General features: G+C 43.5%; 22 protein-coding genes and 3 tRNA genes. 13 read left to right on the top strand and 12 right to left on the bottom strand.

What is annotated here, in order from left to right; translation table 11 throughout:
• Positions 1-15: 15 nt before the first annotated feature.
• Both syd and NKI27_RS13075 read right to left on the bottom strand, forming a co-directional pair.
• Positions 16-648: a SecY-interacting protein gene (syd, locus tag NKI27_RS13080; RefSeq protein ID WP_265046483.1), complete on the bottom strand. Its 633-nt coding sequence runs from the start codon at positions 646-648 to the stop codon at positions 16-18.
• A 49-nt stretch (positions 649-697) separates the two neighbouring features.
• Positions 698-1,597 (bottom strand): ROK family protein, encoded by a 900-nt coding sequence (locus NKI27_RS13075; protein ID WP_265046482.1) that lies wholly within the window; start codon positions 1,595-1,597, stop codon positions 698-700.
• Between the two features lie 425 nt (positions 1,598-2,022).
• Here NKI27_RS13075 and NKI27_RS13070 point away from each other — a divergent pair, with 425 nt between their 5' ends.
• Positions 2,023-4,053 (top strand): methyl-accepting chemotaxis protein, encoded by a 2,031-nt coding sequence (locus tag NKI27_RS13070; protein WP_265046481.1) that lies wholly within the window; start codon positions 2,023-2,025, stop codon positions 4,051-4,053.
• Here the strand turns inward: NKI27_RS13070 and NKI27_RS13065 are convergent.
• The 8 genes from NKI27_RS13065 to NKI27_RS13030 form a co-directional block, all read right to left on the bottom strand.
• Positions 4,050-4,499: a polyamine aminopropyltransferase gene (locus tag NKI27_RS13065; protein WP_265046480.1), complete on the bottom strand. Its 450-nt coding sequence runs from the start codon at positions 4,497-4,499 to the stop codon at positions 4,050-4,052. The two genes, NKI27_RS13070 and NKI27_RS13065, sit on opposite strands and share 4 nt — an antisense overlap.
• A 47-nt stretch (positions 4,500-4,546) precedes the next feature.
• Complete coding sequence (locus tag NKI27_RS13060; protein WP_265046479.1) at positions 4,547-4,777, bottom strand: hypothetical protein; 231 nt, start codon at positions 4,775-4,777, stop codon at positions 4,547-4,549.
• A gap of 66 nt (positions 4,778-4,843) precedes the next feature.
• The gene (locus NKI27_RS13055) at positions 4,844-5,323 is read right to left on the bottom strand and encodes a hypothetical protein (RefSeq protein WP_265046478.1); all 480 of its coding nucleotides are present in this window, start codon (positions 5,321-5,323) and stop codon (positions 4,844-4,846) included.
• A gap of 74 nt (positions 5,324-5,397) precedes the next feature.
• A complete protein-coding gene (locus NKI27_RS13050; protein ID WP_265046477.1) occupies positions 5,398-6,333 on the bottom strand; it encodes a 2-dehydropantoate 2-reductase in 936 nt (311 codons plus the stop codon).
• 164 nt (positions 6,334-6,497) lie between these two features.
• On the bottom strand, positions 6,498-9,329 hold the full coding sequence (locus NKI27_RS13045) for a valine--tRNA ligase (RefSeq protein WP_265046476.1): 2,832 nt from the start codon (positions 9,327-9,329) through the stop codon (positions 6,498-6,500).
• Positions 9,330-9,487: 158 nt separating this feature from the next.
• Entirely contained in the window at positions 9,488-9,976 is a 489-nt protein-coding gene (locus NKI27_RS13040) for a hypothetical protein (protein WP_265046475.1), read from the bottom strand.
• A gap of 72 nt (positions 9,977-10,048) precedes the next feature.
• A complete protein-coding gene (locus tag NKI27_RS13035) occupies positions 10,049-10,498 on the bottom strand; it encodes a DNA polymerase III subunit chi (RefSeq protein ID WP_265046474.1) in 450 nt (149 codons plus the stop codon).
• A gap of 70 nt (positions 10,499-10,568) precedes the next feature.
• Entirely contained in the window at positions 10,569-12,056 is a 1,488-nt protein-coding gene (locus tag NKI27_RS13030; protein ID WP_265046473.1) for a leucyl aminopeptidase, read from the bottom strand.
• A 297-nt stretch (positions 12,057-12,353) separates the two neighbouring features.
• Here NKI27_RS13030 and lptF point away from each other — a divergent pair, with 297 nt between their 5' ends.
• Positions 12,354-13,445: an LPS export ABC transporter permease LptF gene (gene lptF / locus NKI27_RS13025; RefSeq protein WP_265046472.1), complete on the top strand. Its 1,092-nt coding sequence runs from the start codon at positions 12,354-12,356 to the stop codon at positions 13,443-13,445.
• Positions 13,438-14,499: an LPS export ABC transporter permease LptG gene (lptG, locus tag NKI27_RS13020; protein ID WP_265046471.1), complete on the top strand. Its 1,062-nt coding sequence runs from the start codon at positions 13,438-13,440 to the stop codon at positions 14,497-14,499. Before lptF ends, lptG begins: the two co-directional genes overlap by 8 nt.
• Positions 14,500-14,632: 133 nt before the next feature.
• Here the strand turns inward: lptG and NKI27_RS13015 are convergent, their stop codons facing one another.
• Positions 14,633-15,124: an RDD family protein gene (locus NKI27_RS13015; protein ID WP_265046470.1), complete on the bottom strand. Its 492-nt coding sequence runs from the start codon at positions 15,122-15,124 to the stop codon at positions 14,633-14,635.
• Between the two features lie 106 nt (positions 15,125-15,230).
• Complete coding sequence (locus tag NKI27_RS13010) at positions 15,231-16,157, bottom strand: prenyltransferase (RefSeq protein ID WP_265046469.1); 927 nt, start codon at positions 16,155-16,157, stop codon at positions 15,231-15,233.
• A gap of 163 nt (positions 16,158-16,320) precedes the next feature.
• Between NKI27_RS13010 and NKI27_RS13005 the strand changes: the two genes are divergently transcribed.
• The 10 genes from NKI27_RS13005 (at position 16,321) to NKI27_RS12960 (ending at position 26,761) form a co-directional block, all read left to right on the top strand.
• Positions 16,321-17,739: a DUF5610 domain-containing protein gene (locus NKI27_RS13005; protein ID WP_265046468.1), complete on the top strand. Its 1,419-nt coding sequence runs from the start codon at positions 16,321-16,323 to the stop codon at positions 17,737-17,739.
• Positions 17,740-18,107: 368 nt separating this feature from the next.
• Positions 18,108-20,732: an alanine--tRNA ligase gene (gene alaS, locus NKI27_RS13000; RefSeq protein ID WP_265046467.1), complete on the top strand. Its 2,625-nt coding sequence runs from the start codon at positions 18,108-18,110 to the stop codon at positions 20,730-20,732.
• A gap of 79 nt (positions 20,733-20,811) precedes the next feature.
• The gene (locus tag NKI27_RS12995; RefSeq protein ID WP_265046466.1) at positions 20,812-22,044 is read left to right on the top strand and encodes an aspartate kinase; all 1,233 of its coding nucleotides are present in this window, start codon (positions 20,812-20,814) and stop codon (positions 22,042-22,044) included.
• Positions 22,045-22,322: 278 nt separating this feature from the next.
• Positions 22,323-22,514, top strand: a complete 192-nt coding sequence (gene csrA, locus NKI27_RS12990; RefSeq protein ID WP_265046465.1) for a carbon storage regulator CsrA — start codon at positions 22,323-22,325, stop codon at positions 22,512-22,514.
• Between the two features lie 120 nt (positions 22,515-22,634).
• A tRNA-Ser gene (locus NKI27_RS12985) sits at positions 22,635-22,724 on the top strand.
• Between the two features lie 19 nt (positions 22,725-22,743).
• Positions 22,744-22,820 (top strand) — tRNA-Arg (locus NKI27_RS12980).
• Between the two features lie 81 nt (positions 22,821-22,901).
• A tRNA-Arg gene (locus NKI27_RS12975) sits at positions 22,902-22,978 on the top strand.
• 356 nt (positions 22,979-23,334) lie between these two features.
• Positions 23,335-23,574 carry an OadG family protein gene (locus tag NKI27_RS12970; RefSeq protein ID WP_265046464.1) on the top strand — a complete coding sequence of 80 codons (240 nt, stop codon included), beginning with the start codon at positions 23,335-23,337 and terminating at the stop codon, positions 23,572-23,574.
• A gap of 51 nt (positions 23,575-23,625) precedes the next feature.
• Positions 23,626-25,404 (top strand): sodium-extruding oxaloacetate decarboxylase subunit alpha, encoded by a 1,779-nt coding sequence (gene oadA / locus NKI27_RS12965; protein ID WP_265046463.1) that lies wholly within the window; start codon positions 23,626-23,628, stop codon positions 25,402-25,404.
• A gap of 13 nt (positions 25,405-25,417) precedes the next feature.
• Entirely contained in the window at positions 25,418-26,761 is a 1,344-nt protein-coding gene (locus tag NKI27_RS12960; protein ID WP_265046462.1) for a sodium ion-translocating decarboxylase subunit beta, read from the top strand.
• Positions 26,762-26,785: the final 24 nt, after the last annotated feature.

Genomic DNA, 26,785 nt, shown 5'->3' with positions numbered 1-26,785 from the left:
TTTTTTGTCGTACACCTAGCCATTATAGGGTTTAAGTGTAGGTGTTAAGTGGTTGAGAAATTCGCTCATACTGTTGGCAATGACCTTATGTGCTGAAAATCCTGCCTTTTCGAGCACAATTTGCCCTGTGCTGTTATCGATAGCGATGACTTCATCATCAAGCGTACAGCCGATAAATAGCGTGAGTGGTAGTTTATTTTTCTTTTTAGCAAAGGCATGCCCTAATAAATTCTGCTTTAGCATCTCTTCGTCTTCTGTATTCCAAATCTGAATGAGGCTCATTTCTCCTAAATCATGAGATACCACAATGCCATCAGACCAATAGTATCCATAAAAATTCAACACATCAGGGTGAAATTTAACGTCTAGTGCGCTTTCTAAATGGGAAAATATATTGTCGGCTTGGCGAATGGTTGGTTTCCACTCTATCAATCCATTTTCATTAGGCGACGCGTCAACTATGCACTTAGAGGTCCAGTCCTTATCGTATTCAATTTTAGGTAGGCTAAGGTCTAGTTTATGGGACAGGTCAACAAATCGAGTAAGGAGCCTTTCAAGTGCCTCTATGGTTAAGGTCGGCTCATTTGAGGGCGTTTCGCCATGGGATGAGGTAGAGTGGCTGCACGAAGATGGGTCAATTTTTGTCATAAAAATGTCTTCAATAAAGGCTGTAGTCATTTGTTTTAAAGGATTGCTATTATTCGTCTTCGCCCCATAACCATGCAGCGCCTCTTACGCCGCTAGAATCACCATGTTGGGCTTTTACCAGTCGAGTGTTGACCTTATCGGAAAAAACATACGAGAGCCACTGCTTTTCAACTTGCGGGTAAATAGCGTCAATATTGGACATGCCTCCGCCTAGTGCAATCACGTCAGGGTCTAGTATGTTGATAACGGTGGCTAAAGAGCGGGCTAGTCTATCAGTGTAATAACTAAAGGCGAGTGTTGCATGAGGGTCTTGATTATATCTGGACATGATTTCAACCGGAGATAAACTATTACCGCTTAACGCCTGGTAGCTATGTTTGAAACCAGGGCCAGATAAGTATGTTTCAATGCAGCCTTGCTTACCGCAATAACAGGGAGGCAATGGACGATCATGAGTTTGTGGCCAAGGAAGTGGGTTATGCCCCCATTCACCGGTAATAGCATTTGGGCCATGTAATAGCGATTTATTAATCGTGATTCCGCCACCAACGCCTGTCCCTAGAATAACCCCAAATACTATGTTATCAGCCGAAGCCGCACCATCACAGGCTTCAGATAGTGTAAAACAGTCTGCATCATTGGCGATTCTAACTTCTCTAGAAAGTCTAACCTGTAAGTCTTCCTTTAATTTTTGTCCAATTAAACAAGTGGAGTTAGCATTTTTAACGAGACCATGATCAGGAGAGAGTGTACCGGGTATACCTATGCCCAGTGAGCCTGTAACTGATAGTGTTGATTCCGCGTCCGCGACTAATTGCGTTATCGTATTTAATGTTTCTACGTAAGCGTTTTTGGGGGTTGGCAATCGTTTCCGATAAACTTCTTGGTTGTTATTTGCTAAAGCGATTAGCTCAATTTTGGTACCGCCTAGGTCAATGCCGAAACGCATACTTATCACTCCTTTGTGACGCTGATTAAACAGAACATTAAGCCCGCTTGGCTAGAAAGTACGGCGCTTCGGATGTTAGGTTTTTGTGAAGTGCATAATTTACAAATTGAAATAAATAAAACATAAATTATGACAAGATGATGCCGATAAGATAATTAGCGATATAAAGGTTACTTTTTGAGCGTTTTGCACGAAGCATAAATTTTATGCGTATCATTATACACTTTGTGTTTTATCCCTTCCCCGTTATAAGCTTGGGTTCATGCAAAGGTCTCTTTTTAATGAAGATAAATATTCAAAAAATGTTTATAAGTGCAGCACTTTTCAATATTTAAGCTAGAATTATTAAAAATATCAAACGTTAATAAGAATAAACCGATAAAACGATTGAAGAGGCCTTTCTGTTCATTTGTTGGAGAATGTGTGTGAAAAATCTGTTGTTGCCAGCAATGGCGTTGATGAACAGACTGACCTATGTTTACAAATTTACCTTAATTAGTATTCTGTGGTTGATTCCTATCGGGGGGCTTACCTATATGCTGGTAAGTCAGTTAAATGACTCAATTGATCGTGTGGCAAGCGAAGTTGACGGGCTGAAAGTCTATCAGACGTCTTACCACTTGGTTCAAGAAGCCATTAACTACCGTGATTACCGAACAATGGCCAAATTACGAGGGGTTGAATCCGCCATCCAAAAGTCGTCTAAATCACGTAAAAAAATATCAGAAATGGTCGCTGAGTTAGAAGGGGCAGAATTTGCGTTTGATGTTAATGGTGATTTAAACAATCAAATTGTAGCATTAGCAAAAGCTTGGAAGCAGATTGCATCTGAAGATAGTTTTCAGAACGATTATGGTAATCAATTTAAATACTATGGGGCTTTTGTAGAGCAAACACAAAACCTTGTATCAGCCACTATCCAGGTGTCTGGTCTAGCTCAAGATTCATCAAGAGAAATTCAATTACTTCTAGAGTTATCAAACGGCTCGATCATCAGTGCAATTGAAAGCCTTGGTCAAGCGCGTAGTGTGGGTATTTTCGCGCTCAATGAAGGGACGGTTAACTACACATTAAGTGATTTGCTAAATGAGATCTTTGACAGTCTAACCAGTGCGAATAATGCATTGGTACCAAGTCTTGATGTTGCAATGAAGTCGAGTGATGAAGTGATACGTCAATTAGGCTCTCACTCAGAGATGCTTAAAGGAAGTATTCTCATTGCTCAGGATAGCGTTGATCGAGATATTATTACCCCGATGAGGCTCGAAAAGCCTTGGGATGAGTTTGATAATTTGGTGTCAGCTGAAATAAATAAATTTGCCGACTTTAATGATCGGCTTATGGGCTATGTTGATAAAACCCTAGAAACTCGTTTAGCGGCTGAAACAAGAGCTCGAATGATGTTGTTTGTTGTTTTAAGTATATTGCTGGCTGTTATTGTTTATCTGTATATGGGTTTTTCGGTTTCAGTGAGAACCACTATTGCCAGTTTTACCAGTGCTGCGCGTAAAGTCGCAAACGGTGATCTTACGGTGACACTAGAAAAATATACCTATGATGAAATGGGCGAACTGACGACTGAATTCAATAATATGACAGATAAGATGCGTCAGTTAATTCAGGTTGTCAGTGGGACTACTGCCGACGTTGATCATCAGGCTCAGCGTGTAAATGGCACCGCCATTTCAAATAGTACCGCGGTTGAAAAACAAATGCATGAGACCGGTCAGATATCTGAAGCGATGCACCAGATGGTCGAGACGGTTCAAGAGGTTGCTTCCGCGTCTCAGACTGTCTCAGATGCAGCAATGGGTGCTGATAAAGAGGCAAACAATGGTAAATTGGTCTTAGAGGACGCATTGAAGTCAATCGATGACCTTGCTAATGAAATCCAAGAATCTGTTAAAACGATTAACCGAGTCAGTAAAGACAGTGAAGATATTAGCTTGGTCATGGTTGAGATTAGATCAATCGCCGAACAGACTAACTTGTTAGCCCTTAATGCGGCTATTGAAGCAGCAAGAGCAGGGGAGCACGGAAGAGGGTTTGCTGTTGTAGCTGATGAGGTACGAACGTTATCTCAGCGTACGCAAAAATCGACTGAAGAAATTGAATCGATGATTGAGCGTTTACAAAAAGGGGTTCGAGACGCCGTAAGCTCTATGCAGAGCAGTCACACGACGACTACAGTGACGGTAGATCAGTCGCGTAAAGTATCTGAAGCATTAACCAGTATTGCTGCTAGCATTTCTTCAATCGTAGATATGAGTCACCAGATTGCCAGTGCCGCAGAAGAGCAGAGTGCTGTCGCGACAAATATCGATAATAACGTGACCCTTATTTCAGATTTAGGGCAGGAAACAGCAGATAATGCGAACGAAACCTTAAGCGCAAGTAAAGAAATGTCGAATTTGACAGGTTCACTACAAGATGTAGTGGGTACGTTTACTATTTAAGATTCACCTTTTACACAAACATACACTGAATTCGTAGATTCATTACCTTGAAATGGATTTAAAAATGAAATTACATGCGAATCGACACGCTCGAACACTGTTTTTAATAAGGTCTCAAAGCTTTCTTCGGGTAAGTTCTGAGACCACATAGCAAATATACCCTTGGGATTAAGTTGCTCTGCCATGAGCGTTAGGTTTTCGGTGGTATAAAAACTAGCGTTAGCGGGGTTTAGAAACTCAGTGGGAGAGTGGTCAATATCCAAAAGAATGGCGTCAAATTTTCTACCTGAGCTATTTGGATCAAAGCCGGTGCTAGGGGTTGTGGCTAGGTCGAAGAAGCTGCCAAGTATATAGCGGTTTCGCCTATCTGCGTTGAGTATTTTCCCTAGCGGCACGCGCTCATCTTGATGCCAGCCTATAACGCTCTCTAATGCATCTACTACCAATAATTCTGAAATTCGTTCATCCTTTAATGCTTCTACAGCGGTATAACCTAGCCCAAGCCCCCCGACGACAACGTTAACTTATCGCCTTCCAACGCGGCTAGCCCAAGACGTGACAACGCCTCTTCTGCTTCAACAAACATGCTCGACATTAAAAATTCGTCGCCTAGTTTAACTTCATAAATATCCCTGTCACCCAATACCGGTATACGGCGTTGGCGGAGGGATATTTGACCTAGAGGTGAGGCCTGGCTATCAATTTCTTTAAATAATGGCGACATGTTTGTTTGGTCCAAGATGAGTATACCGATAACGGCTTATAGGTTAGATATGCCAATAGCTATAGATCAATGATGGTGCTCTACTTTCTTAGGTTCATCGGATAGATTAGGAAATTTGTGTTTCGCATACTCACTATGACAACCAATACATGACTCCAGCATTCTTGAGTAATAGAACCCAACTAATTCGATGTGTTTTTTATGGCTAACATGTTCAAGCATTCCGGCATATTTATGGAATTGTTGATCTTTTTGTATGAACCCCAGCGGTAGTTTTTCATGGAGTTCGTGCTTTTGCGACTCAGTGATCTTTTGCTTGAGAATAAAACTGTTGTTAATCTTACCTGCAATCTCGGAGACCGCGTTTAGGTCGCCAGAAGCAAAGGCAGGTACAATATTTTTCATCCCGACCTGAATGGCTAGCATTTCTTGCTTAAGCAATGCTCTCAGCTCAGGCGATAGACTCTCAACGCCGCTTGCTGAATAACTGTTGGGCGAAATCGCAATCAATAAAGCGATTAGTGCAGAACTGATGGCTTTTGTCATTTTAATGATTCTCTTTTATCGTTATTGGGAACCCCTGAAGGTCATAGAATATTATTCCTCAACGAAGAGAAATGCTATGCGTCTTCTCTCAATCTTTTGACCTTTTCAAGTAAACTGAAGTTTACTGGAAAGTACTGGTTGTTCTGTTGGGCAATTGATTCAATATAGCCATTAATATACTCAATTTCGGTTTGTTTTGTCGCTCTTACGTCTTGCAGCATTGATGATACATTGTTTGCTGTTCTTTTGATGACATCTTCTACAATAGATTGAAGCTCTGCTGGGCTTGCTTCAATGTTGTTTAGCTTCATCGCGTGTGAAAGCTCATGACAGAGTGGGGTGATATGGGTGTCAAAGAGTGGTTGCCCGATGAGTTCGCCATTTTTACAGTTGAGTAGGGCGGTAAAGGGGTTTATAGCGCAATTTACGGCGAGTTTAAACCATAACTTCTGCCAGATATTTTGAGTATGAAAGACTTTAAGTCCGGAACTTGAAAGAAGGCTTAATATCTTCTTTGGCTCATCAAGTGAGTGGGCGGTTGATATTGCACCAAACCATGTCTCGCCTTCACCAGCATAGATAACCGTTTGCGGGTCTGGGCGGTTAGCGCCTTCGGTGGTAGAGGCAGCATAGAGGGAGGTTTGAGGCAGCAACTGGGCGATAGCTTGCTGGCTACCCATACCATTTTGAAACAGTACGATTCGGGTTGAAGGTGAGATTCTGTTCTTTAACTGCTGTATTGCACTGAGGGTGTCATAGCTTTTCGTGAACACCAAAAGAATGTCTATTGGTGGATTACTTTCTGACGAGGATACTGAGGGTTCGCAAGGAAATGTAAGTGTCGTAGATTGCTCTTGGTCTATAAATTGAAATTGGTGCGTCTTATTGCTAGTGCTTAGCTTGCTGCCTTTGATTAGCAATATTACGTTATTGTTGCGCGATAGCTTTGTCGCCCATAAACTGCCGAGTGCGCCAGACCCTAATATATGAATGGTGGGTTTGTCTGCCATAGTTTTGACCTACACTGATCGTTTGACCTGCAGTGATAGCTTAGACCTACGCTGATCATATATAAACGTCGGAATGATCAATAGGGCTCAAGTGTAAAAGAGGAGAGAGTATTAGTTAGATTTTTAAAAAAGCGATCAGGGAGGGTAACCCCTCCCTGATAGCGTTAGATTGCTTTTATCTTCTCTAACTGTTCGTTGAGTCTGTCAAATGTGCCTTGCGCATCGCTGAGCTTAGCTTTTTCTTTTTCAACAACCTCTTCAGGTGCTTTGCTAATGAACTTCTCGTTTGAAAGTTTGCCTTTCAGGCGTTGAAGCTCTTTAGATACCTTCTCGACTTCTTTGCTTAAGCGCGCAATTTCAGCATCTTTATCGATGAGCCCTGCCATTGGCACAAGCACTTCCATTTCACCGACTAATTGTGTCGCAGCTAATGGCGCTTCTTCGTCGTTAGTTAACCAAGTGATAGCTTCAATTTTAGCCAATGACTTCAAGAATGTTTCATTCTGATCTAGTCGGCGTTGATCTTCAGCGGCACCATTTTTAAGCATAAGAGTAATAGGCTTTGCAGGCGAAATATTCATTTCACCTCGAATGTTTCTAACGCCGATAATGACGCCTTTCAACCATTCAATATCACCGTCTGCTTTTTCATCTATCCGGCTTTCGTCTGCAATAGGGTAAGGCTGGGTCATGATAGTTTCGCCAGTCTTTCCTGCTAACGGTGCAACGCGCTGCCAAATTTCTTCGGTGATATAAGGCATCACTGGATGTGCAAGGCGAAGTATCGTTTCTAGCACTCTAACCAGTGTTTGCCGAGTGCCCCTTAATGTTTCTGCGCTTGCATTGTCATCCCATAGTACAGGTTTAGATAGTTCAAGGTACCAATCACAATACTCATTCCATACAAACTCATATATCGCCTGAGCTACATGGTCAAGCCGATAGCTGTCCATGGCTTTAGCTACTTGCAGCTCGGTTTGTTGTAATCTAGAAACAATCCAACGATCAGCCAGACTGAGATTAATGTCCCCGCCGTTTTGTCCGCAATCTTGATCTTCTGTGTTCATTAAAACATAGCGAGCGGCATTCCAGATTTTGTTACAGAAATTACGATAACCTTCAACGCGCCCCATATCGAACTTGATATCGCGGCCTGTAGAGGCTAGCGAGCAGAATGTGAAGCGTAAAGCATCTGTACCATAGGCAGAAATACCCTCAGGGAATTCATCTTTGGTCTGCTTAACTATCTTTTTGGCCATTTTGGGCTGCATCATGCCTGTCGTACGCTTATCTAACAGCGTATCTAGGTCGATACCATCAATAATGTCTAATGGGTCAAGGACATTACCTTTAGATTTAGACATTTTTGCGCCTTGCGAGTCTCTCACTAGGCCGTGAACGTAAACGGTTTTAAAGGGGACTTGAGGTTTACCGTTTTCATCTTTTATGAAATGCGTTGTCATCATAATCATTCTGGCAACCCAGAAGAAAATAATGTCAAAACCGGTTACCAGTACATCGGTTGAGTGGAATGTTTTAAGTTCTTCAGTTTCTTCTGGCCAACCCAGTGTTGAGAAGGTCCAAAGTGCAGAGCTGAACCACGTATCCAGTACATCTTCGTCTTGGTGGATGTCGGTGCTGGCATCGAGGTTGTACTTGCTTCTCACTTCCTCTTCGTTTCGGCCAACAAAAATATTACCACTGTTGTCGTACCAAGCAGGTATTCTATGTCCCCACCAGAGTTGGCGAGAGATGCACCAGTCTTGAATGTCACGCATCCAAGAGAAGTACATGTTTTCGTATTGCTTAGGAACAAACTGAATGTCTCCGTCTTCAACCACTTTGATGGCTTCTTTGGCGAGAGGCTCAGTTTTTACATACCACTGATCGGTTAGCCAAGGCTCGATGACGACACCTGAGCGATCTCCACGGGGTACCTTTAATGTGTGCGGTTCGATTTTTTCTAAGCAACCGAGTGAGTCTAGCGCTTCAACAATTTTCTTTCGCGCTTCAAAGCGCTCTAGACCTGCGTAGGCTTCAGGTGCTTTTTCACCGTGCTGGGTTTCATAGTTATCAAAGGTAATAACGGTAAACTCAGACAAAATATTAGCATCACGGTCAAGCACGTTAATCAGTGCTAGGTTGTGTCGCTTGCCGACTTCGTAGTCATTAAAGTCGTGAGCAGGGGTGATTTTTACGCAACCGGTACCAAATTCACGGTCGACATAATCATCTGCCACAATTGGGATCAGTCTGTTGGTGATAGGTAAGCGTATATTTTTACCCACTAAGTCGGCATAGCGTTCGTCTTTAGGGTGAACCGCAACGGCTGTATCGCCTAACATGGTCTCGGGTCGAGTGGTCGCTACGACTAGGTGCCCAGAACCATCTTCTAGTGGGTAACGGAAGTGCCACATTGAGCCGTTTTCTTCTTCTGAAAGTACTTCAAGGTCAGAAATCGCGGTGTGTAATTTGGGGTCCCAGTTAACAAGACGTTTGCCGCGGTAGATGAGCCCGTCATCATAAAGGCGAACAAACACTTCTTGTACGGCTGCCGATAGGCCAGGATCCATGGTGAAACGCTCACGGCTCCAGTCTACTGATGAGCCTAGACGTCGTATTTGACGTGTAATGTTGCCGCCTGATTGCTCTTTCCATTCCCAGACTTTATCTAGGAATTTATCTCTACCTAGATCGTGACGGGTTACGCCTTCAGCGGCGAGTTGGCGTTCTACTACCATTTGAGTGGCAATGCCCGCGTGGTCGGTGCCAGGCTGCCAAAGAGTATTACGCCCCTGCATACGATGATAACGAATTAAGGTATCCATTACGGTGTTATTAAACCCGTGCCCCATATGAAGGTTACCGGTTACATTAGGTGGCGGGATCATGATTGAATATGACTCACCTTCACCGGAAGGTTTAAAGTGACCGGCTTGTTCCCACGTATTGTACCAGTTTTGTTCTATCTCGCTTGGCTGGTAAGTTTTTTCCATAATATCATCTGCAACAGCGTTAATTAGTTCGTAAGAATGGGCTACCCCATTGAAAGGGGTGAAATCGGATTATTATACATATCTCTAGTAGCAACGGGTAGCATTTGGCTGACTGCATTGTTATGAATGTATCAGCCGGGGGGAATATTAAACGTGTGCTAGTCGTTGTCTACGATATCGTCAAAATAAAGACTGAGTTCTGTGGCTATTTGCTCTTCTATCATCGGCTTTAATTGGTTCAAAACTTTGTTTGTAATAGCTTGAACAATTGCATCATTCTTGTTTGGTGTGCGGTTATTGTAGGTGCTTGATACCCGGTTATTGTAGGTGCTTGATACCCGGTTGTTGTAAGTGTTGGGTGTCTGGTCACGGGTTGTTCTTTCATGCTTAAGGTTTTCAGTAAAGGCTTCAAGGCTTTGTGTAAATTGTTCTCGCTCTTGTGCTAATTTGGCCAAATGCTCATAAGGAAGGAATGGGTTTTCTTTACGTTCACTCTTGGTGCTTTCCTTTAATGTTGGTTGAGGCTGAGAGCGGTTTAAAGGGCTGTTAGTGGTATTATTGTTTCGGCTTTCAGTTACGATATCGTTAAGAATCGGTATATCTTCCATAAAAAGCGTGTCGTCCATGTCTTGATCTTGCTTGTCCATTATTACTCTTTCTATAGTCTGTATTGGTTGTGAGTGTCTAGACAGTTGTCTGTCAGTGTTTAGTGAGCGTGATTACTTTGGCTTTCTAAAGTCATGTATCAGTGCTTCAGTGCCATCTTTCTTGATTTGCCGGTAATGGTCGCGAAGTGTTTTGAGTACACTCTCGTTTTGAATCACTATTTCTGCTATTCGGTCGAACTTTTTATAAAACGGGGGGAGCTCGTTCGCTAAGTTAATTAAGAGGTCATTATGGCTTCCGCAGTCTTCGCTGAACCCTATTGTTATGGGGGCGGATGTGATGGGTACAGATGATACGTCTGCGCTATTTAGCTCATGAGGTAAAAAGCTCTCAATTTTGTATGTCCATAAGTAATCATCAATTTCAGTTGCTTGTTGAGAGTGGCTGGTGTGGATATAAATGTTGTGACCCAGCCTTGTCGCCTTTTCTATTAGGCGTGCAAGAAATGAAAGTCGATCGCTATGATCACGCTTATTAAGAATATAGAAGTCTGCTTTGGCCATAATTGAGAGTAGCACGTTAAGGGGTGTTTAGGGGGGGGTTAACCAATCGTCTGATTAACCCCAACCTGACTTAGTTTACCTTATTAAGAATATACTGAGTGAGCATGGGTACAGGTCTGCCTGTGGCACCTTTGCTTTTTCCAGAAACCCAAGCTGTGCCTGCTATATCGAGATGTGCCCATTTCATCTTTTTGGCAAAGCGCGATAAGAAGCAAGCTGCTGTAATGGTGCCAGCAGGACGGCCACCAATATTTTGCAAGTCAGCAAAATTACTGTCTAACTGTGGCTGGTATTCATCCCAAAGCGGCAAGCGCCATGCCTTGTCGGCGGCTTTAGTACCGGCCGCGAGTAGTTCTTCCGCTAAGCTGTCATCGTTGCCTAACAGGCCTGTCGCATGATGGCCGAGTGCAATAATGCATGCACCTGTTAATGTTGCTACATCAACAATTGTCGCAGGGTTGTGGTGTTGCTCTGCGTAAGTGAGTGCATCGCATAATACTAGGCGGCCTTCTGCGTCTGTATTGAGTATTTCTACTGTTAAGCCAGACAGCGTCGATACGATGTCACCAGGCTTAGTGGCTTTGCCGTCGGGCATGTTCTCTGCTGCAGCTACTATCGCTGTAACATTGATGTTTGGCTTTAGTTCGGTGATCGCATTCATGGTGCCAAATACGCTAGCCGCTCCGCACATATCATATTTCATTTCATCCATCGCCTCGCCAGGCTTTAGGCTGATGCCGCCGCTATCAAATGTAATACCTTTACCCACCAGTACATGAGCTTGATCTGATGGGTTGCCACCTTTGTATTCCATAATGATAAGTTGCGCTGGCTCTTCGCTGCCTGCAGAAACAGAAAGGAGTGAGTGCATCCCTAAAGAAGCCATTTTCTTCTCATCAAGAATAGTTGTGGTCACACTGCTGTTTTTCTTGGCAAGCTCTCTAGCAGCGGTTGCTAAATAGGTAGGGGTGCAGATGTTGCCAGGTAGATTACCTAATGTTTTAGCCACTGAAACGCCTGTTGCTATGGCCTTACCTTCAGCAATGGCCTTTTCGGCTTCTGCAGTATCGATACTATCACCACAATAGAATGCAACCTCACTAAGCGTTGTTTTATCGGCTTTAGTGGTTTTGAAATCATCAAATACATAAAGTGCTTCATTGATGGCTTCAAGGGCAAAACGCAAAAGCCATGACTGACTGTAATCTTTTAGGCTTAATCCATCAAAAGACACTAATGCTTTTTGGCTTTGTGTTTTTTTGATTACTTCGGTTGCTGCGAGCATTGATTTCTTTAATATTGCTGGGTTGAACGCATCTTGCTTGCCAAGTCCAGCTAGCATTATTCGAGTATGCGATGTGTTGTCGCCACCAATTAGCATCGTAGAGCCTGGTTTTGCATCAAAATCTTTGCGCTCTAGAAGCTTTGTAATGTTTTGGTTGCTTGCTTGGTCTACAAATGAAGCTTCGGTCGATAGCTGGAAATCCTCAAACAATGGAAGAACAATACAGTCTGACTGTTGTTTTTCGGGGCTGCGCGTATCTAAAGAGTATTTCATTAGTGCTCCTGAGTGCTGAAATAATCGCGTGAAGGTTTATCTAAAACGACGAGATGGTTTCTTCTATTTTGCGATTATTTAAAATTGTTTGATGTGTTTAGTCAAAGTTTACGTTAATCACAGGTATTTTTCATAATTCATTCAAGCTAAAATGTGTCTATTCTTGATAATGCTACAAAGGGATCTGTCCAACCTGCAAGGTAGGTGAAACAAACGCATTGAGCTAGGCTTAATAAAAATAAAGAATTGAGTGACGCAACTAATTTGAACTCAATAACTTCTCTAGGGAATATTTGATTGTTTATTATCTTTCGCTATTTAGCAAAGCAGCTATTAATTAGCATGTTTGCGGTTTCAGGTATTTTGCTGCTTATTTTTATGAGTGGTCGATTTATCAAATATTTATCTCAAGCTGCATCGGGTGGAATATCAGCTGATGTTCTATTTACGCTAATGGGCTACAGAATGCCTGGATTTCTTGAGCTGATTCTGCCTTTAGGCTTGTTTATAGGCATTTTATTAGCGTATGGAAGAATGTACCTTGAAAGTGAAATGACTGTACTTTTTGCGTGTGGCATGAGTGAGCGACGACTCGTTTTTTTGACGATGGGGACGTCGCTAATTGTTATGTTCTTGGTGGGCTCGTTGAGTTTGATTGTCTCGCCGTGGGGTATGCAAAATGTTGAGAAAATATTTCGTGATCAATCTAAGTTAACAGAATTTGAAATGTTAGCTCCCGGCCGGTTTCAGGAATTAAAAACGGGACAGAGAGTGACGTATACCGAAGCGCTTAGTGATGATAAAAAAGAGCTACAAGGTGTATTTATCTCTGAAAAAGCAACCGATGGACAATCGTTGATACTAACAACGGCAGAGACGGGGACTCAATTTGTTGACCCTGCAACCGGTAGTCGGTTTTTAGTGTTGCATAATGGTAAGCGCTTTCAAGGTATGCCAGGTGCGTTAGACTTTAATGTAATTGAGTTTGAGTCTTATGGTTTAAAAATTGCGGAACCACCTGAGGAGCGACGAGGACGAAAAGAAGAGGCTATCAGTACTCAGGAGCTTTGGGCGTCTGATAACCCTAAGTACGCTGCATTGCTTCAGTGGCGTATATCTCTACCGATGTTAGTGCCGGTTGTTACTTTGCTAGCCATATCGTTAAGTCGTGTTAATCCACGGCAGGGGCGGTTCTTCCATTTATTTCCCGCAATGCTGATTTATATAACCTATTTAGGGTTGTTAATCGTTGCACGAAATGCCCTCGGTAAAGAGAAAATTCCGTCTTGGGTTGGTGTATGGTGGGTGCATTTATTGTTCTTTACTATTGCCATGGGGTTGCTGAGTAAAGGGGCGATTATACGACGCTGGAGGTCCAGAAATGCGTAAGCTTGACCGTTATATTATTGCTAACGTATCGGCCGCCATGTTGTTAGTTTTGCTGGTGGTGCTTTCACTTGATGTGGTCTTTAGCTTTATTGCTGAGTTAGAAGAATTAAAGAACGAATATCAGGTGTCAGAAGCCATTATGTTTGTGCTGACGACCTTACCTCGAAGGATATATGACTACCTGCCATTGGCTGCGTTTATAGGTTCACTGATCGGCTTAGGTGCGCTAGCAAACAATAGCGAATTAACCGTTATTCGAGCAGCAGGTGTGTCGACTCGAAGGATTGTTTGGTCGGCCATGAAGCCTGCTATTGCTATCGTTATTGTAGGCCTGCTGCTAGGCGAATATGTTGCCCCCTATACTGAAAAGATTGCTCAAAGCCAAAGGGCTGTAGCTCAAGGAACAGGAGAAAGTTTGGCGTCTAAACGGGGGGTTTGGCACCGTGAGGGTGAAACGTTTATGCACTTTAATGCAGTTGAGCCAAATGGTGAATTACATGGAGTTTCGTTGTTTGAATATTCAGAGTCGGGTTGGCTAGCGCGCTCTCGATTTGCTAAAAGAGCCATATATCAGCGTGGGGAGTGGCTGTTAGAAGATGTTACAGAAACCATTCTCACGGCAGATAAGACCTCGACAGTTAAAACACATCTCCTGCAATGGAAAACAGAGCTGTCACCTCAAGTATTGGGGGTGTTGGTCATAAAGCCGGATAATTTATCTATATCAGGGCTTTATACCTACTCAAACTACCTGCTTGAGCAGGGGCTCAATGCGAGCGTGTATTTGATGTCATTCTGGAAGAAGGTATTAAGGCCTCTCACTACTGCGGTTCTTGTATTGGTCGCCATTTCGTTTGTATTTGGCCCGTTGCGCTCAGTAACAATGGGATTTAGGGTATTTACTGGCATTATTGTTGGTTTGTTCTTTAAGTATATGCAAGATTTGTTAGGTCCATCTAGCCTTGTGTTTGGCTTTGACCCCATCATTGCAACCCTTGCACCTATTTTGGTGAGTTCAGCTTTGGGGTTTTATCTATTGCGGCGGGCAAGGTAGGGGGTTCTGGTTGGTAGGGGGGGATTCGTTAAGCGCTAAAGGGCGTTGTATCAGATGCGTGATCAACTAGGCGTCAGTGGAGAGAAAGAGCCTGAAGAGAAAGTGACTCTTTTCAGGCGTTAAAAAAATAGTATTAGTCTCTCGCTTTCTTGGGTATTCGAACAACGACACTTTCTGAAAAACGGTCGTGCCACGTCATCCCTTCTTTATCTACTAACATCCATAAAAAACCTAAGCCAAAGCTTAATAGCGATATTATCGCCATCATAAAACGCAATAATGCCTGAAGCCAGCTGATGGATACTGCGTTTTTGTTTTGAATGCGTATATTCCAAACCTGCATGCCTAGGGTTTGGCCTGTTCGCGTCCAAAAATATCCAAAAAAGCCGTATAGCGTAATAAATAAAATCGATGATAATAAGGGGTCGCTTGAGGTTGCTCCAGACGCTAGCATTTTGTCATAGTTTTCTGAACCGATAATGCCAGCGCTTATTGCCATATACATTCCAGTGGTAACCAGCATTAAGGCGGCGCATATTAGCGTATCGTAAAGCATGGCAACAAGTCGTCTAGTGAGGGGAGCCTTTGTAATAAGATTGCTGTCTTCAGGAAATACTTTTGCCATAACGTTACATTAAATCCGATATTTATATGAAAAATAGCGATACTTTGCTGAGTAGCGCAACTATATCATGCGATTTGGTTTGACTCATAATGGAATAACGCAAAGCTCATATCATTAGCAATACTATTTCGCTAATACCGAATACAAGGTAAAGGCGGCCTGTTGTTGGGGGGAGCCCTTGAAGGTCAGGTTTTGTCACTGTTGTGTGGGTTGCAACAATAGATAGCATAAATGCAGGAATAAAAATAAGGATTGCGGCCCATGTCGGCTGATCAGAGTCGATGAGCAGTAGCGATACAAAGCTAAAGAATATCAGAACCCAATAAAGAATCTTGCCTGTTTTTAAGCCGAGTCTAACCGTGAGTGTTTTGAGCCCCTCTTTTCTATCACTTGTGTAATCCCTAAGCTCATTGGCAAGGAGAAGTGCGGACGTTAAAAAGCTTACTGGAATAGAAATGCTAATGGCTTCTGTATAATGTTGCCCGGTTACTGCAAAACAGGCGCCGTACACCATAAATACACCCATTAAAAAAAATACCAACACTACGCCCAAGCCTCTGCGTTTATAGTGAATGGGTTCCGTGGTGTAAAAAAGTGCGCCTAGGCCACCAATAAACGCTAGAGCGAGTAAAAACAAGCTAGTCTGGTAGGTTAAGTATAGGCCAATTACAGCGCAAATAATGAAACATAACCAACCCAGTTTATAGTTATAAATAATTCTAGATGTATCCGTAGGGCTTAATAGTGCTAGGGTGATGGGGTTTTTTATATCGGCATGATCGTTAATAAGGTTAACACCGGCCTGTAAAAGAATGCCCGCTATCAAGACAAGTATTGTCGATAGTGGGTTGATGGGTTGTAATGTGTGTCCTGCCACAATCCCTAAGCTACAAGTAATAAGTGCTACAGGCAGGGAGAAAGGTCTTAGTGCTTTTGAAAGTCGGTATTTTGGGTTTATGCCGTTGTTTTTAAGCTTGTTTTTCTGGTTTTTAGGGCTATTGTTTTGAGTTGTAGAGGCGATGTCTGATTCCATTTTGTTTTAGTAGATATATTTTTAACAATAAAGGGTTCCTAAAGTTTTACCAGATGTTGACGCTAAGCTCCATAAGAAGAGTTTGCTTATTTTGTTTTTGAGCGGCTTCAACCCACTCTGAGTAGAATGTAAGTGTAAAGCTCATGAAATTGAGGAAAAAACGATGAATTCAGTTTCAGCGTTATTTGGACAGTTTAACGAACTGTCGAGCCAGTTGACAACTCAGCAGAATCAAAACCAAGGTAAGCATTTGGGTGGTCAGGTAGGGCAAATGGGGCATCACAACGGCGGACAAGGTTCGTCGCAGATGTCGCTTTACGAAGTTTCACTAAGTTTTTCTAGTTCATCGTATTCTAATCATGAAAAAGGTGTGAAGATTCTTGAACAAGAACTTGAGGTTCGTTTTACTGGGGCTAGAACGTCTCAGGAGGCGCCTGCCTCAGCTTTTGTGCCGACGTTCCAACCTCCGTCAGTTGATGACGTGGCGAATAAGGTGTTGGGGTTTGTCGAAAATAGAATTAAGCAAGAGGCTGCGAACGGGGCGTCGATGGAACGCCTTGATAATTTACTCAGCCAAGCAAGAGAAGGGGTTGAAAAAGGGTTCGGGCAAGCAAGGGAGCAAATCGAAAGCTATGGTTTGATGACCGATAAATTGGATGATGAAATTGATCAGAGCTTTGAAAAAATTAACACTGGGCTTGATGGGCTGAAAGAGAATTATGTGAATAGCGGTGCTATCGCTAATGAACGTGATAACGACCAAGACTTAGATAACACTGATGACCAGGTAGAAGATAGAGCAGAGCAAGTGGTAGCTGCGCCTAATAATAGGGGCGCCGATAAGGCAGATGAGCAACGAAATGTTGCAGGGCAGTCAGATTCAAATGATAGAGGTTTTTCTAATCGCAGTACCGGTATCAATGCTGGGTATAGTGCATATAGTTCGTTATCCGAAAAGGCTGCTATTCAGATAACGACGCAGGACGGAGATGTTGTTTCGTTTAGCTTGGAGCAGATTCAGGCATCATTTGAACGTAGGGATATGTCAGCAGGTCGTTATGGCTTTGAATCCAGCGAGATGGTGGGGCAATATCAGAGCGGTCAATATAGCTACTCGGTAGATGGCGACCTTGATGAAGGAGAAATTCAGGCGCTAAATGATTTGATGGTTCAAATTGAAAGCATGTCCGATCAGTTTTTCTCGGGTGATTTTCAGGGCGCATTTCAAAGCGCGTTAGAGTTAGGTTTTGATGGCGAAGAAATCGCAGGATTTTCGGTTAACCTATCTCAAACGTCTGTTCAGCAAGTGTCTGCTTACCAGCAGGTTGCAGACTTAGGCCAGGAGGGGGAGGTATCAGGTTCAGATTATGGTGGACGCTTTGATCCGTTGTCTGACTTTTTTGATAGCCTTCAAGCTGCTTATGATAAGGCTAGTCAGTTTTCGCAGCCAGCTAAGTTGATAGAAGACCTTTTTGATAGGGTAGTGGGCGATCGTATTGAGTCAGAGCAGAGCCAGCTCCCTGAGACCACACCTTTTGAGCAAATACAGTCGTACATGGCTGCGTTACTCGAAAGGTTGTAGTGCTTAAAGCTGCAGGCTTTTAATGCCCGGCGTTGTCGTCGGGCTTTTTTTTGTCTAAAAAACGTGAGACTGGCCGATAAAAGGGTGCGCTAAGACCCGCGTATAGTGTGAATTTAAACGTAAAATTATTTCAATTGGCAATTTTTTACTCAGTACTTTATATGGTAGAGTACGCAGTTCTTAAAATTCTCGTGGTAGTCTCGTGCCGATAATACTAATTAAAGGGCATTGGGTAGTTAATATCGCTGGGTTTAAGTAAATAAAATATAAGACTTATACAGATTTTTAGGCTTGTTAATTCGTGCGCTTTAAATCTTTATGAATTTGGACTCTAAATTATAACTAAAAGTTCGCAGACGGTTCTATCTATGAAAACAGCAGCGGTACGTAAAGCGTTTCTTGACTACTTTAACCAGCATGGGCACGAGGTAGTGTCTAGCAGTTCTTTGGTTCCGGCAGACGATCCAACGTTACTCTTTACTAATGCGGGTATGAACCAATTTAAAGATACGTTTTTGGGTCGAGAACAGCGCTCATACGTAAGAGCGACAAGCTCGCAGCGTTGCGTTCGTGCGGGTGGAAAACATAATGATCTTGAGAACGTAGGGTACACGGCTCGCCATCATACCTTTTTTGAAATGTTGGGTAACTTCAGTTTTGGTGATTACTTTAAAAAAGAGGCGATTCGCTTTGCTTGGGAGTTTTTGACGTCTGAGTCATGGATGAATATCCCGAAAGACAAACTTTATGTGACTATTTATGCCACAGATGATGAGGCGTTTGATGTTTGGACTAAAGATATGGGTGTCCCGGCTGAACGTGTTATTCGCATAGGAGACAATAAAGGTGCTCAGTATGCGTCTGATAACTTCTGGCAGATGGGTGATACTGGCCCGTGTGGCCCTTGTACTGAAATTTTTTACGATCATGGTGCGGATATAGAAGGTGGTTTGCCCGGTACGCCAGAAGAAGATGGTGACCGCTATATTGAAATCTGGAACGTGGTATTTATGCAGTTTAACCGCACCGCTAGTGGTGAAATGCAACCGCTACCTAAGCCTTCTGTTGATACCGGTATGGGGTTAGAGCGGATTTCAGCGGTTATGCAGAATGTTCATAGTAATTACGAGATAGACCTGTTTCAAACGTTGTTAAGTGGTGCGTCAGATGTATTGGGTGGGGTAGCGACCACTGAGGCGTCCTTACGCGTTATTGCTGATCATATTAGATCCTGTTCATTTCTTATCTCTGATGGCGTAATGCCTTCTAATGAAGGGCGAGGAAATGTGCTTCGCCGTATCATCCGTCGAGCCGTACGGCATGGGAATAAGCTAGGCGCTAAAGGTGCATTTTTCTATAAGTTGGTTGCACACTTAGTCCGCATTATGGGTGAAGCATATCCTGAGCTGGTAAAGGGTCAGTCTCAAATTGAGCGTGTTTTATTGCAAGAAGAAGAGCAGTTTGCAAAAACACTCGATAAAGGCCTGGCACTTTTAGAGCAAGATATTGACGCATTAACCGGAAAGACTATTCCAGGCGAAACCGTATTCACACTTTATGACACATATGGGTTTCCGGTTGACTTAACGAACGATATTGCGCGCGAGCGTGGCTTGACGCTTGATCTTGACGGTTATGAGAAGGCAATGGACGCTCAGCGTGAAAGAGCAAGGGCTTCAAGCAAGTTTGGCGTTGATTACAACGAAGGGCTAGTCATCGAAGGTAAAACTGAATTTACGGGTTACGAACTGTTTGAAGCTGAAGAAACCGTCAAGTCTGTTTTTGTAGAGGGTAAAAGTGCAATCGCCAATGTCGGTCAGGATGCTGTGGTTGTGCTTAACGAGACGCCTTTTTATGCGGAGTCAGGTGGGCAGGTTGGAGATCGTGGTGTTCTGCGATGGGATGGGGGTGAGTTTGTCGTCACTGATACTCAGAAAGAAGGACAAAACCACCTGCATATCGGTCGCGTGATTGCAGGTTCGCTTGCAGAAGGACAATCAGTGGTTGCTGAGGTCGATAAGGTTAAGCGTAAAGCAACGGCCTTGAATCACTCTGCTACTCACCTGATACATGCTGCGTTGCAAAAAGTGCTAGGTGAACATGTTGCTCAAAAAGGGTCTCAGGTTAATGAGGAGCGTTTACGCTTTGATTTTTCACACTTTGAAGCAGTCACGCCGGCTGAGTTAAAAGAGGTTGAGCAAATGGTTAATCAGCAGGTGCGTGAAAATACACCTGTTGAAACCGATGTGACGGATATGGATAGTGCGCGCGAAAAAGGCGCAATGGCACTATTTGGTGAAAAGTACGGTGATTCGGTTCGAGTGCTGAGTATGGGGGTTGACGCTTTCTCTGTAGAATTGTGTGGTGGTACGCATGCTGATCGAACGGGAGATATTGGCAATATTATTATTGTTTCAGAATCCGGTGTTGCCTCAGGTGTTCGTCGAATAGAAGCATTAACGGGCTCAGCAGCCGAAGAGTGGATTGCAGATAACGAACGTAACCTAAGAGAAGTGGCTGCACTGGTCAAGAGTGGTCGAGAAAACGTAGTTGAGAAGGTTAAAGTTGCGCTAGATAAAAGTAAGGCGCTCGAAAAAGAGGTTGAGCAACTAAAAGCGAAACTGGCGAACTCAGCGGGTGATGATTTGGCTGGGCAGGCTGTCGATGTTAAAGGTGTGAATGTGTTGGCGGCTAGCTTAGAAGGTGCTGATCGAAAAACGCTGATGGATACAGCTGATCAGCTTAAAAACAAGCTCGGGTCTGCCGTGGTATTACTGGCCTCAGCTGAAGGCGGTAAGGTGACGTTGGTATCAAGCGTAACCAAAGATATCTCGGGTAAGTTAAAGGCGGGTGATTTAATGCGTCAAGCTGCTGCAGCTGTTGGCGGTAAAGGTGGTGGTCGACCTGACATGGCTCAGGGTGGCGGAACAGATGTTGATAAAATTCAGGATGCTCTGGGTTTGGTAAAAGGTTGGGTTGAAGGTTTAGTGTAGGCAGCCCTCTGTAGTGGAGTTGTAGCGTCGATTAAGGTATTCAAATCGACGCATCATTGATTAGGAAGTGGATCAGGTAATGGCATTATATGTTCAAAAGTTTGGCGGTACATCAGTAGGTACTGTTGAGCGTATTGCAGCGGTAGCAGATAAGGTTAAGTCTTTTAGGGATGCAGGCCATGATGTTGTTGTGGTGGTGTCTGCCATGAGTGGAGAAACAAACCGGTTATTAGGTTTGGCAAACGCTGTTATGGAAGATCCAACCCCTCGTGAAATGGATGTGCTGGTCTCTACTGGTGAGCAGGTCACTATTGCGCTTTTAAGTATGGCGTTAAATAAACGAGGTTGCCCAGCAAAATCATATACGGGTAGTCAGGTACGAATTACAACAGATGAAACGCATACTAAGGCGCGAATTCAAGCCATTGATGAGCAGAATATGCGAGAAGACCTTAAGCAAGGTCGAGTTGTTGTTGTTGCAGGTTTTCAGGGTGTTGATGGTCAAGGTAATATTACAACGCTAGGTCGAGGTGGTTCCGACACAACAGCTGTTGCATTGGCTGCAACGCTGAAAGCTGATGAATGTCAGATTTATACTGATGTAGATGGTGTTTATACAACTGACCCGCGTGTGGTTGATACGGCTCGAAGAATGGAGCGTATTACGTTTGAAGAAATGATCGAGATGGCGAGTTTGGGGTCAAAAATACTACAGATTCGTTCAGTTGAGTTTGCTGGAAAATATAATGTACCACTCAGGGTGCTCTCTAGTTTTGAGGATGGCCCAGGCACTTTGATTACCATAGAGGATGACGAAACAATGGAACAACCGGTTATATCAGGCATAGCGTTTAATCGTGATGAAGCTAAATTAACGGTTCAGGGTGTACCTGATATTCCAGGTATCGCTTCTAAAATTTTGCGCCCAATAAGTGATGCAAATATAGAAGTTGATATGATTGTGCAGAATATAGGCGCTGACAACTTCACAGACTTTACCTTTACTGTCCATCGCAACGATTACAATAAGGCAAAAGCTATTCTGGAAAAAGTTTCAGAGGAGTTGGGTGCAAGAAAAGTATCGGGTGATGATAAGATTGCCAAAGTTTCAATTGTTGGTGTTGGTATGCGATCTCATGCGGGTGTTGCGACTCAAATGTTTGATGCACTATCGGCTGAGGGTATCAATATTCAGATGATTTCAACGTCTGAAATTAAGATTTCTGTGGTTATTGCAGAAAAGTATCTAGAGCTTTCTGTTCGGTCTCTCCATAGCTCATTTGGGTTGGGTGACGATAAAGAAGAAGCTTAAGGTAGTTCAAGTCTAGCAGTTGTTTTTACATAACGAAAAAACAACTGCTATAGTTGATTGTGTGAGGGTGAGGGGTTTCTCTCATTGGTACAAAAAAAGGAACTTGTTATTTTTGTCGGTGGCAAGCTGTCAGAAACAGTGGTTTAAGCTGGTGCTGGCTTTTCCTTTATGGGGATTTTGGTCAATAAAAATGATTACGCTGAACCCCTTATTAACTGGAGCGGTATGAATGCTTCAACTTTGGAACAGGTCTAATTTTTAGGTTAAGGAGATAAGCGATGCTTATATTGACCCGTCGTGTGGGAGAAACACTGATGGTTGGGGATGACGTTACAGTAACAGTGCTGGGCGTTAAAGGTAATCAGGTCCGAATTGGCGTTAATGCGCCAAAAGAGGTGGCAGTACACCGCGAGGAAATTTATCAACGGATTCAGAAAGAGAAAGAGAATCCTCAGTTCGACGACGAGTAAAATGAATGGCCGTCTTCAATGGAGGAGGCGGTTTTTCAAAACAAATTTAAGATTAAGTAAATTAAAATAAAATAGCACTTTGAATTTATACTGATTGTGGTATTATGCTCCGCGTTCTACGGAGAGGTGGCCGAGTGGCTGAAGGCGCGCCCCTGCTAAGGGCGTATGGGTTTACGCCCATCGAGGGTTCGAATCCCTCCCTCTCCGCCATTTGTTTTTAAGATTGCATGCGGCTGTAGCTCAGCTGGATAGAGTACCTGGCTACGAACCAGGCGGTCGCAGGTTCGACTCCTGCCAGCCGCACCATTATTCTAATGCCTTCGGGTATAGATTAGAGATGGTATTGCAATTAACGAAATAAGCGGTAACTCAGTAGATAAAGATTTTGCGGCTGTAGCTCAGCTGGATAGAGTACCTGGCTACGAACCAGGCGGTCGCAGGTTCGACTCCTGCCAGCCGCACCATAATTAAAAAGCTACCCTTTCGGGTAGCTTTTTTTTTGCCTGAAATTTAATTATTGCTAGTCGCTCATGTTGTATTGTTTCTTAGGTTGAAGGGTTTGAAATTATGCCTGGGATTGCTGATTTTTAATTACAGTGAACTTGTCGTGGTTAGAGTAAAAAATAACCATTATTCATGAGGTGTATATTCAATTAAAACAACAAGATAACAATTAAAAGGGCCCTTTAGAGTGCTCTTTCTGTTGCTTCAATCTTTGAATCTAGGTACATTACCCAAGATTTTTCACGTGAAATGGGTCTTCTACTATGAAGTCCGGTTTTACCGTAAAAATGGAAACTCAACGACAGGTTACATAATAATGACAGAATCATTGATGTCTCAAGCGCTTGATTTAATGATTGCCGGAATGGGATTTGTATTCGTATTCTTGGTTATCTTGATCGGTGCTACAACGCTTATGTCGAAGTTGGCGATGAAACTTGAGCCACCAGCACCGGAAGCTCCGGCTGCACCCGCTCAACCCGCCTCTCCGATGAATGACCCTCGACTGATGGCTGTTATCACAGCTGCAGTTGCTAAGTATCGCTCACGCCCATAAGCAGTGAGTTTGATAGAACGGAATAAACCTTTAACAGAAGGCTTGAATGCAATGACAGATGCTAAAAAACCGTTAGGTATTACCGACGTTGTTTTACGTGACGCTCACCAGTCACTATTTGCAACGCGTATGCGTATCGACGATATGCTGCCAATCGCAGAAAAACTAGATAAAGTAGGCTACTGGTCCCTTGAATCTTGGGGTGGCGCTACTTTTGATACTTGTATTCGTTTTCTTGGGGAAGACCCTTGGGATAGAATTCGCGAATTCAAAAAAGCGATGCCTAACACAAAGCATCAAATGTTATTGCGTGGACAAAACCTATTAGGTTACCGCCACTATGCTGACGATGTAGTAGAAAAGTTTGTAGAACGTGCCGCTGTAAACGGCGTAGATGTGTTCCGTGTATTTGATGCGATGAATGACCCGCGTAACCTTGAAACAGCGCTTAAAGCGGTTAAGAAGCAAGGTAAGCACGCACAAGGCACGTTGTCTTACACTACAAGCCCTGTTCACAATACGCAGGCATGGATTTCGTTAGCCAAGCAAATTGAAGATATGGGTGCAGACTCTATCGCGATTAAAGATATGGCGGGCATTATTTCACCATATGAATGTTTTGAACTGGTTTCACGCCTTAAGCAAGAGACTGACCTTGAAGTTCAATTGCATTGCCACGCAACAGCCGGCATGTCAGATATGGCTATCTTAAAAGCGATCGAAGCGGGCGTTGACCGTGTAGATACAGCTATCTCTTCAATGTCGATGACATACGGACACTCAGCAACAGAAACCGTAGTGGCTGCACTTAAAGGTACAGACCGCGATACCGGTCTTGACTTGTTGTTACTAGAAGAAATCGCAGCTTACTTCCGTGAAATTCGTAAAAAGTACGCGAAATTTGAAGGTGCTTTACGCGGAACAGACTCTCGTATCTTGGTTGCACAGGTTCCTGGTGGCATGTTGACTAACATGGAAAATCAGTTGAAAGAGCAGGGTGCTGCCGATAAGTTTGACGCTGTTTTAGAAGAAATTCCAAGAGTGCGAGAAGACTTAGGTCATATTCCATTGGTTACACCTACGTCACAAATTGTAGGGACTCAAGCGGTTATCAATGTATTAACCGGTGAGCGTTACAAGTCTATCTCTAAAGAAACTCAAGGCATCCTTAAAGGCGAATATGGCGCAGCACCTGCACCATTTAACAAAGCGCTTCAAGATAGAGTGCTTGACGGCGCAGAAGTGATTACCTGTCGTCCTGCCGATTTGTTAGACAATGAACTAGATAAAATTGTTGCAGATGTTGAAGCACTTGCTAAAACAAAAGGCTTTAAGTTAGCTGATAATGTTATAGATGATGCGCTTAGCTACGCCTTATTCCCTCAGGTAGCTGAAAAGTTCCTAGAAAATCGTGGTAACGCTGATGCATTTGAGCCTGTCCCCACAGGTAACGAAGTTAAAGTATCTTCTGGTCCAGAGACATACACTATTAATGTTGAAGGTCAGAATTATGTTGTCCAAGTTGAAGAAGGCGGCGACATTTCAGCTGTAGCACCTGCTGGTGGTGTAGCTGCTCCGACTGCTGGCGCTCCTGCTGCGGCAATGCCTGCAGGTGGTGGCGACCCTGTTCCTGCTCCTTTGGCGGGTACTATCTTCAAAGTAATCGTTTCTGCGGGTCAAGCAGTACAAGAAGGTGATGTATTGGTGATTCTTGAAGCGATGAAGATGGAAACCGAAGTTCGAGCAGCTAAAGCTGGTACGATCGGAAGCATAAATGTGGCGGTGGGTGATGCTGTTACCGTCGGCGATACTTTGCTCACACTAGGTTAATAGGTTTTTCTCGATGGATAAGATTCTAAATCTTTGGACAGGCAGTGGCCTGTATAATATGGGCATTGGACAGCTAGTCATGATAGTTGTTTGTCTTTTGCTCCTCTTTCTAGCCATTCGAAAAGGCTTTGAGCCTTTACTGCTAATCCCAATTGGGTTTGGTGGGATAATGGCTAACATACCAGAAGCGGGCTTAGCCGCTTCTGCTGTAGAAAATGCAATTCACTTTGCTAACCCTGAGGTAATGGCTAAGTTAGCTGTTGCGTTAAGCGTGCCATTTCAAGCTGTTGATCCGGCAACGGGTGTCTTTGCACCAGACTTTATTCATGCACTGAAAGAAGCCTATACGGCTGCATACAGTGGTGATCATAGTGCTTATGTTGCTGCTGTACATGTGGCGCAAGATGCCGGTTATAACAACGGAATGCTTAAAAACTTTTATGAAGTTGCGATTGCGAGTGGTGTTGCCCCTTTGCTTATCTTTATGGGCGTAGGTGCTATGACCGATTTTGGGCCGCTACTTGCGAACCCTAAAACATTGCTATTGGGCGCCGCAGCTCAGTTTGGTATTTTTGGTACTGTGTTGGGCGCAGCTCTAATGACGAAGTATGGCCTCATGGATTTCACGATTTATGAAGCGGCGGCAATTGGTATTATTGGTGGTGCTGATGGCCCTACCTCTATATATGTTGCTAGCTTACTTTCACCTCACCTATTAGGTGCGATTGCAGTTGCTGCTTATTCATACATGGCGTTGGTTCCGATGATTCAGCCACCCATTATGAAAGCTTTAACGACAAAGGAAGAGCGTAAAATAGCAATGGTTCAGCTTCGCCAAATTGGCAAGCTTGAGAAGATTATGTTCCCAGTTGTACTGTTGATACTGGTTGCTCTTTTCTTACCTGATGCGGCGCCACTATTGGGAATGTTCTGCTTTGGTAATTTAATGCGTGAGTGTGGTGTTGTTGATCGTTTGAGCGATACCTCTCAAAATGCATTGATAAACATTGTGACGATTTTCCTTGGTCTTTCAGTGGGCTCAAAATTAAGTGCCGATAAGTTTTTGGACTTCCAGACCCTGGGTATCTTGATTCTTGGCTTGGCTGCATTCTGTGTAGGTACTGCGACTGGCGTATTGATGGCTAAGTTGATGAACCTTTTAAGCAAAGATAAGATTAACCCTCTTATTGGATCTGCAGGCGTTTCTGCGGTACCAATGGCTGCACGGGTATCAAACAAGGTTGGACTTGAAGCTAACCCTCAAAACTTCTTGCTGATGCACGCTATGGGCCCGAACGTTGCGGGTGTTATCGGTTCAGCGGTAGCCGCAGGTGTTATGATTAAGTTCCTTGGATAAACACTAATGAGAGCAATAGAACGT

The sequence above is a fragment of the Alkalimarinus alittae genome (genome assembly GCF_026016465.1).
Classification (GTDB): Bacteria; Pseudomonadota; Gammaproteobacteria; order Pseudomonadales; family Oleiphilaceae; genus Alkalimarinus; species Alkalimarinus alittae.
The sequence above is the reverse complement of the archived record's forward strand: the minus strand, read 5'-3'. Positions and strand labels throughout refer to the sequence as shown.

What these genes read in the sequence shown, in the direction of transcription:
- syd (WP_265046483.1), bottom strand. Translation starts at nt 648, where the DNA reads ATGACAAAAATTGACCCATCTTCGTGCAGCCACTCTACCTCATCCCAT.
- NKI27_RS13075 (WP_265046482.1), bottom strand. Translation starts at nt 1,597, where the DNA reads ATGCGTTTCGGCATTGACCTAGGCGGTACCAAAATTGAGCTAATCGCT.
- NKI27_RS13060 (WP_265046479.1), bottom strand. Translation starts at nt 4,777, where the DNA reads ATGTCGCCATTATTTAAAGAAATTGATAGCCAGGCCTCACCTCTAGGT.
- NKI27_RS13055 (WP_265046478.1), bottom strand. Translation starts at nt 5,323, where the DNA reads ATGACAAAAGCCATCAGTTCTGCACTAATCGCTTTATTGATTGCGATT.
- NKI27_RS13050 (WP_265046477.1), bottom strand. Translation starts at nt 6,333, where the DNA reads ATGGCAGACAAACCCACCATTCATATATTAGGGTCTGGCGCACTCGGC.
- NKI27_RS13045 (WP_265046476.1), bottom strand. Translation starts at nt 9,329, where the DNA reads ATGGAAAAAACTTACCAGCCAAGCGAGATAGAACAAAACTGGTACAAT.
- NKI27_RS13040 (WP_265046475.1), bottom strand. Translation starts at nt 9,976, where the DNA reads ATGGACAAGCAAGATCAAGACATGGACGACACGCTTTTTATGGAAGAT.
- NKI27_RS13035 (WP_265046474.1), bottom strand. Translation starts at nt 10,498, where the DNA reads ATGGCCAAAGCAGACTTCTATATTCTTAATAAGCGTGATCATAGCGAT.
- NKI27_RS13030 (WP_265046473.1), bottom strand. Translation starts at nt 12,056, where the DNA reads ATGAAATACTCTTTAGATACGCGCAGCCCCGAAAAACAACAGTCAGAC.
- lptG (WP_265046471.1), top strand. Translation starts at nt 13,438, where the DNA reads ATGCGTAAGCTTGACCGTTATATTATTGCTAACGTATCGGCCGCCATG.
- NKI27_RS13015 (WP_265046470.1), bottom strand. Translation starts at nt 15,124, where the DNA reads ATGGCAAAAGTATTTCCTGAAGACAGCAATCTTATTACAAAGGCTCCC.
- NKI27_RS13010 (WP_265046469.1), bottom strand. Translation starts at nt 16,157, where the DNA reads ATGGAATCAGACATCGCCTCTACAACTCAAAACAATAGCCCTAAAAAC.
- NKI27_RS13005 (WP_265046468.1), top strand. Translation starts at nt 16,321, where the DNA reads ATGAATTCAGTTTCAGCGTTATTTGGACAGTTTAACGAACTGTCGAGC.
- alaS (WP_265046467.1), top strand. Translation starts at nt 18,108, where the DNA reads ATGAAAACAGCAGCGGTACGTAAAGCGTTTCTTGACTACTTTAACCAG.
- NKI27_RS12995 (WP_265046466.1), top strand. Translation starts at nt 20,812, where the DNA reads ATGGCATTATATGTTCAAAAGTTTGGCGGTACATCAGTAGGTACTGTT.
- csrA (WP_265046465.1), top strand. Translation starts at nt 22,323, where the DNA reads ATGCTTATATTGACCCGTCGTGTGGGAGAAACACTGATGGTTGGGGAT.
- NKI27_RS12970 (WP_265046464.1), top strand. Translation starts at nt 23,335, where the DNA reads ATGACAGAATCATTGATGTCTCAAGCGCTTGATTTAATGATTGCCGGA.
- oadA (WP_265046463.1), top strand. Translation starts at nt 23,626, where the DNA reads ATGACAGATGCTAAAAAACCGTTAGGTATTACCGACGTTGTTTTACGT.
- NKI27_RS12960 (WP_265046462.1), top strand. Translation starts at nt 25,418, where the DNA reads ATGGATAAGATTCTAAATCTTTGGACAGGCAGTGGCCTGTATAATATG.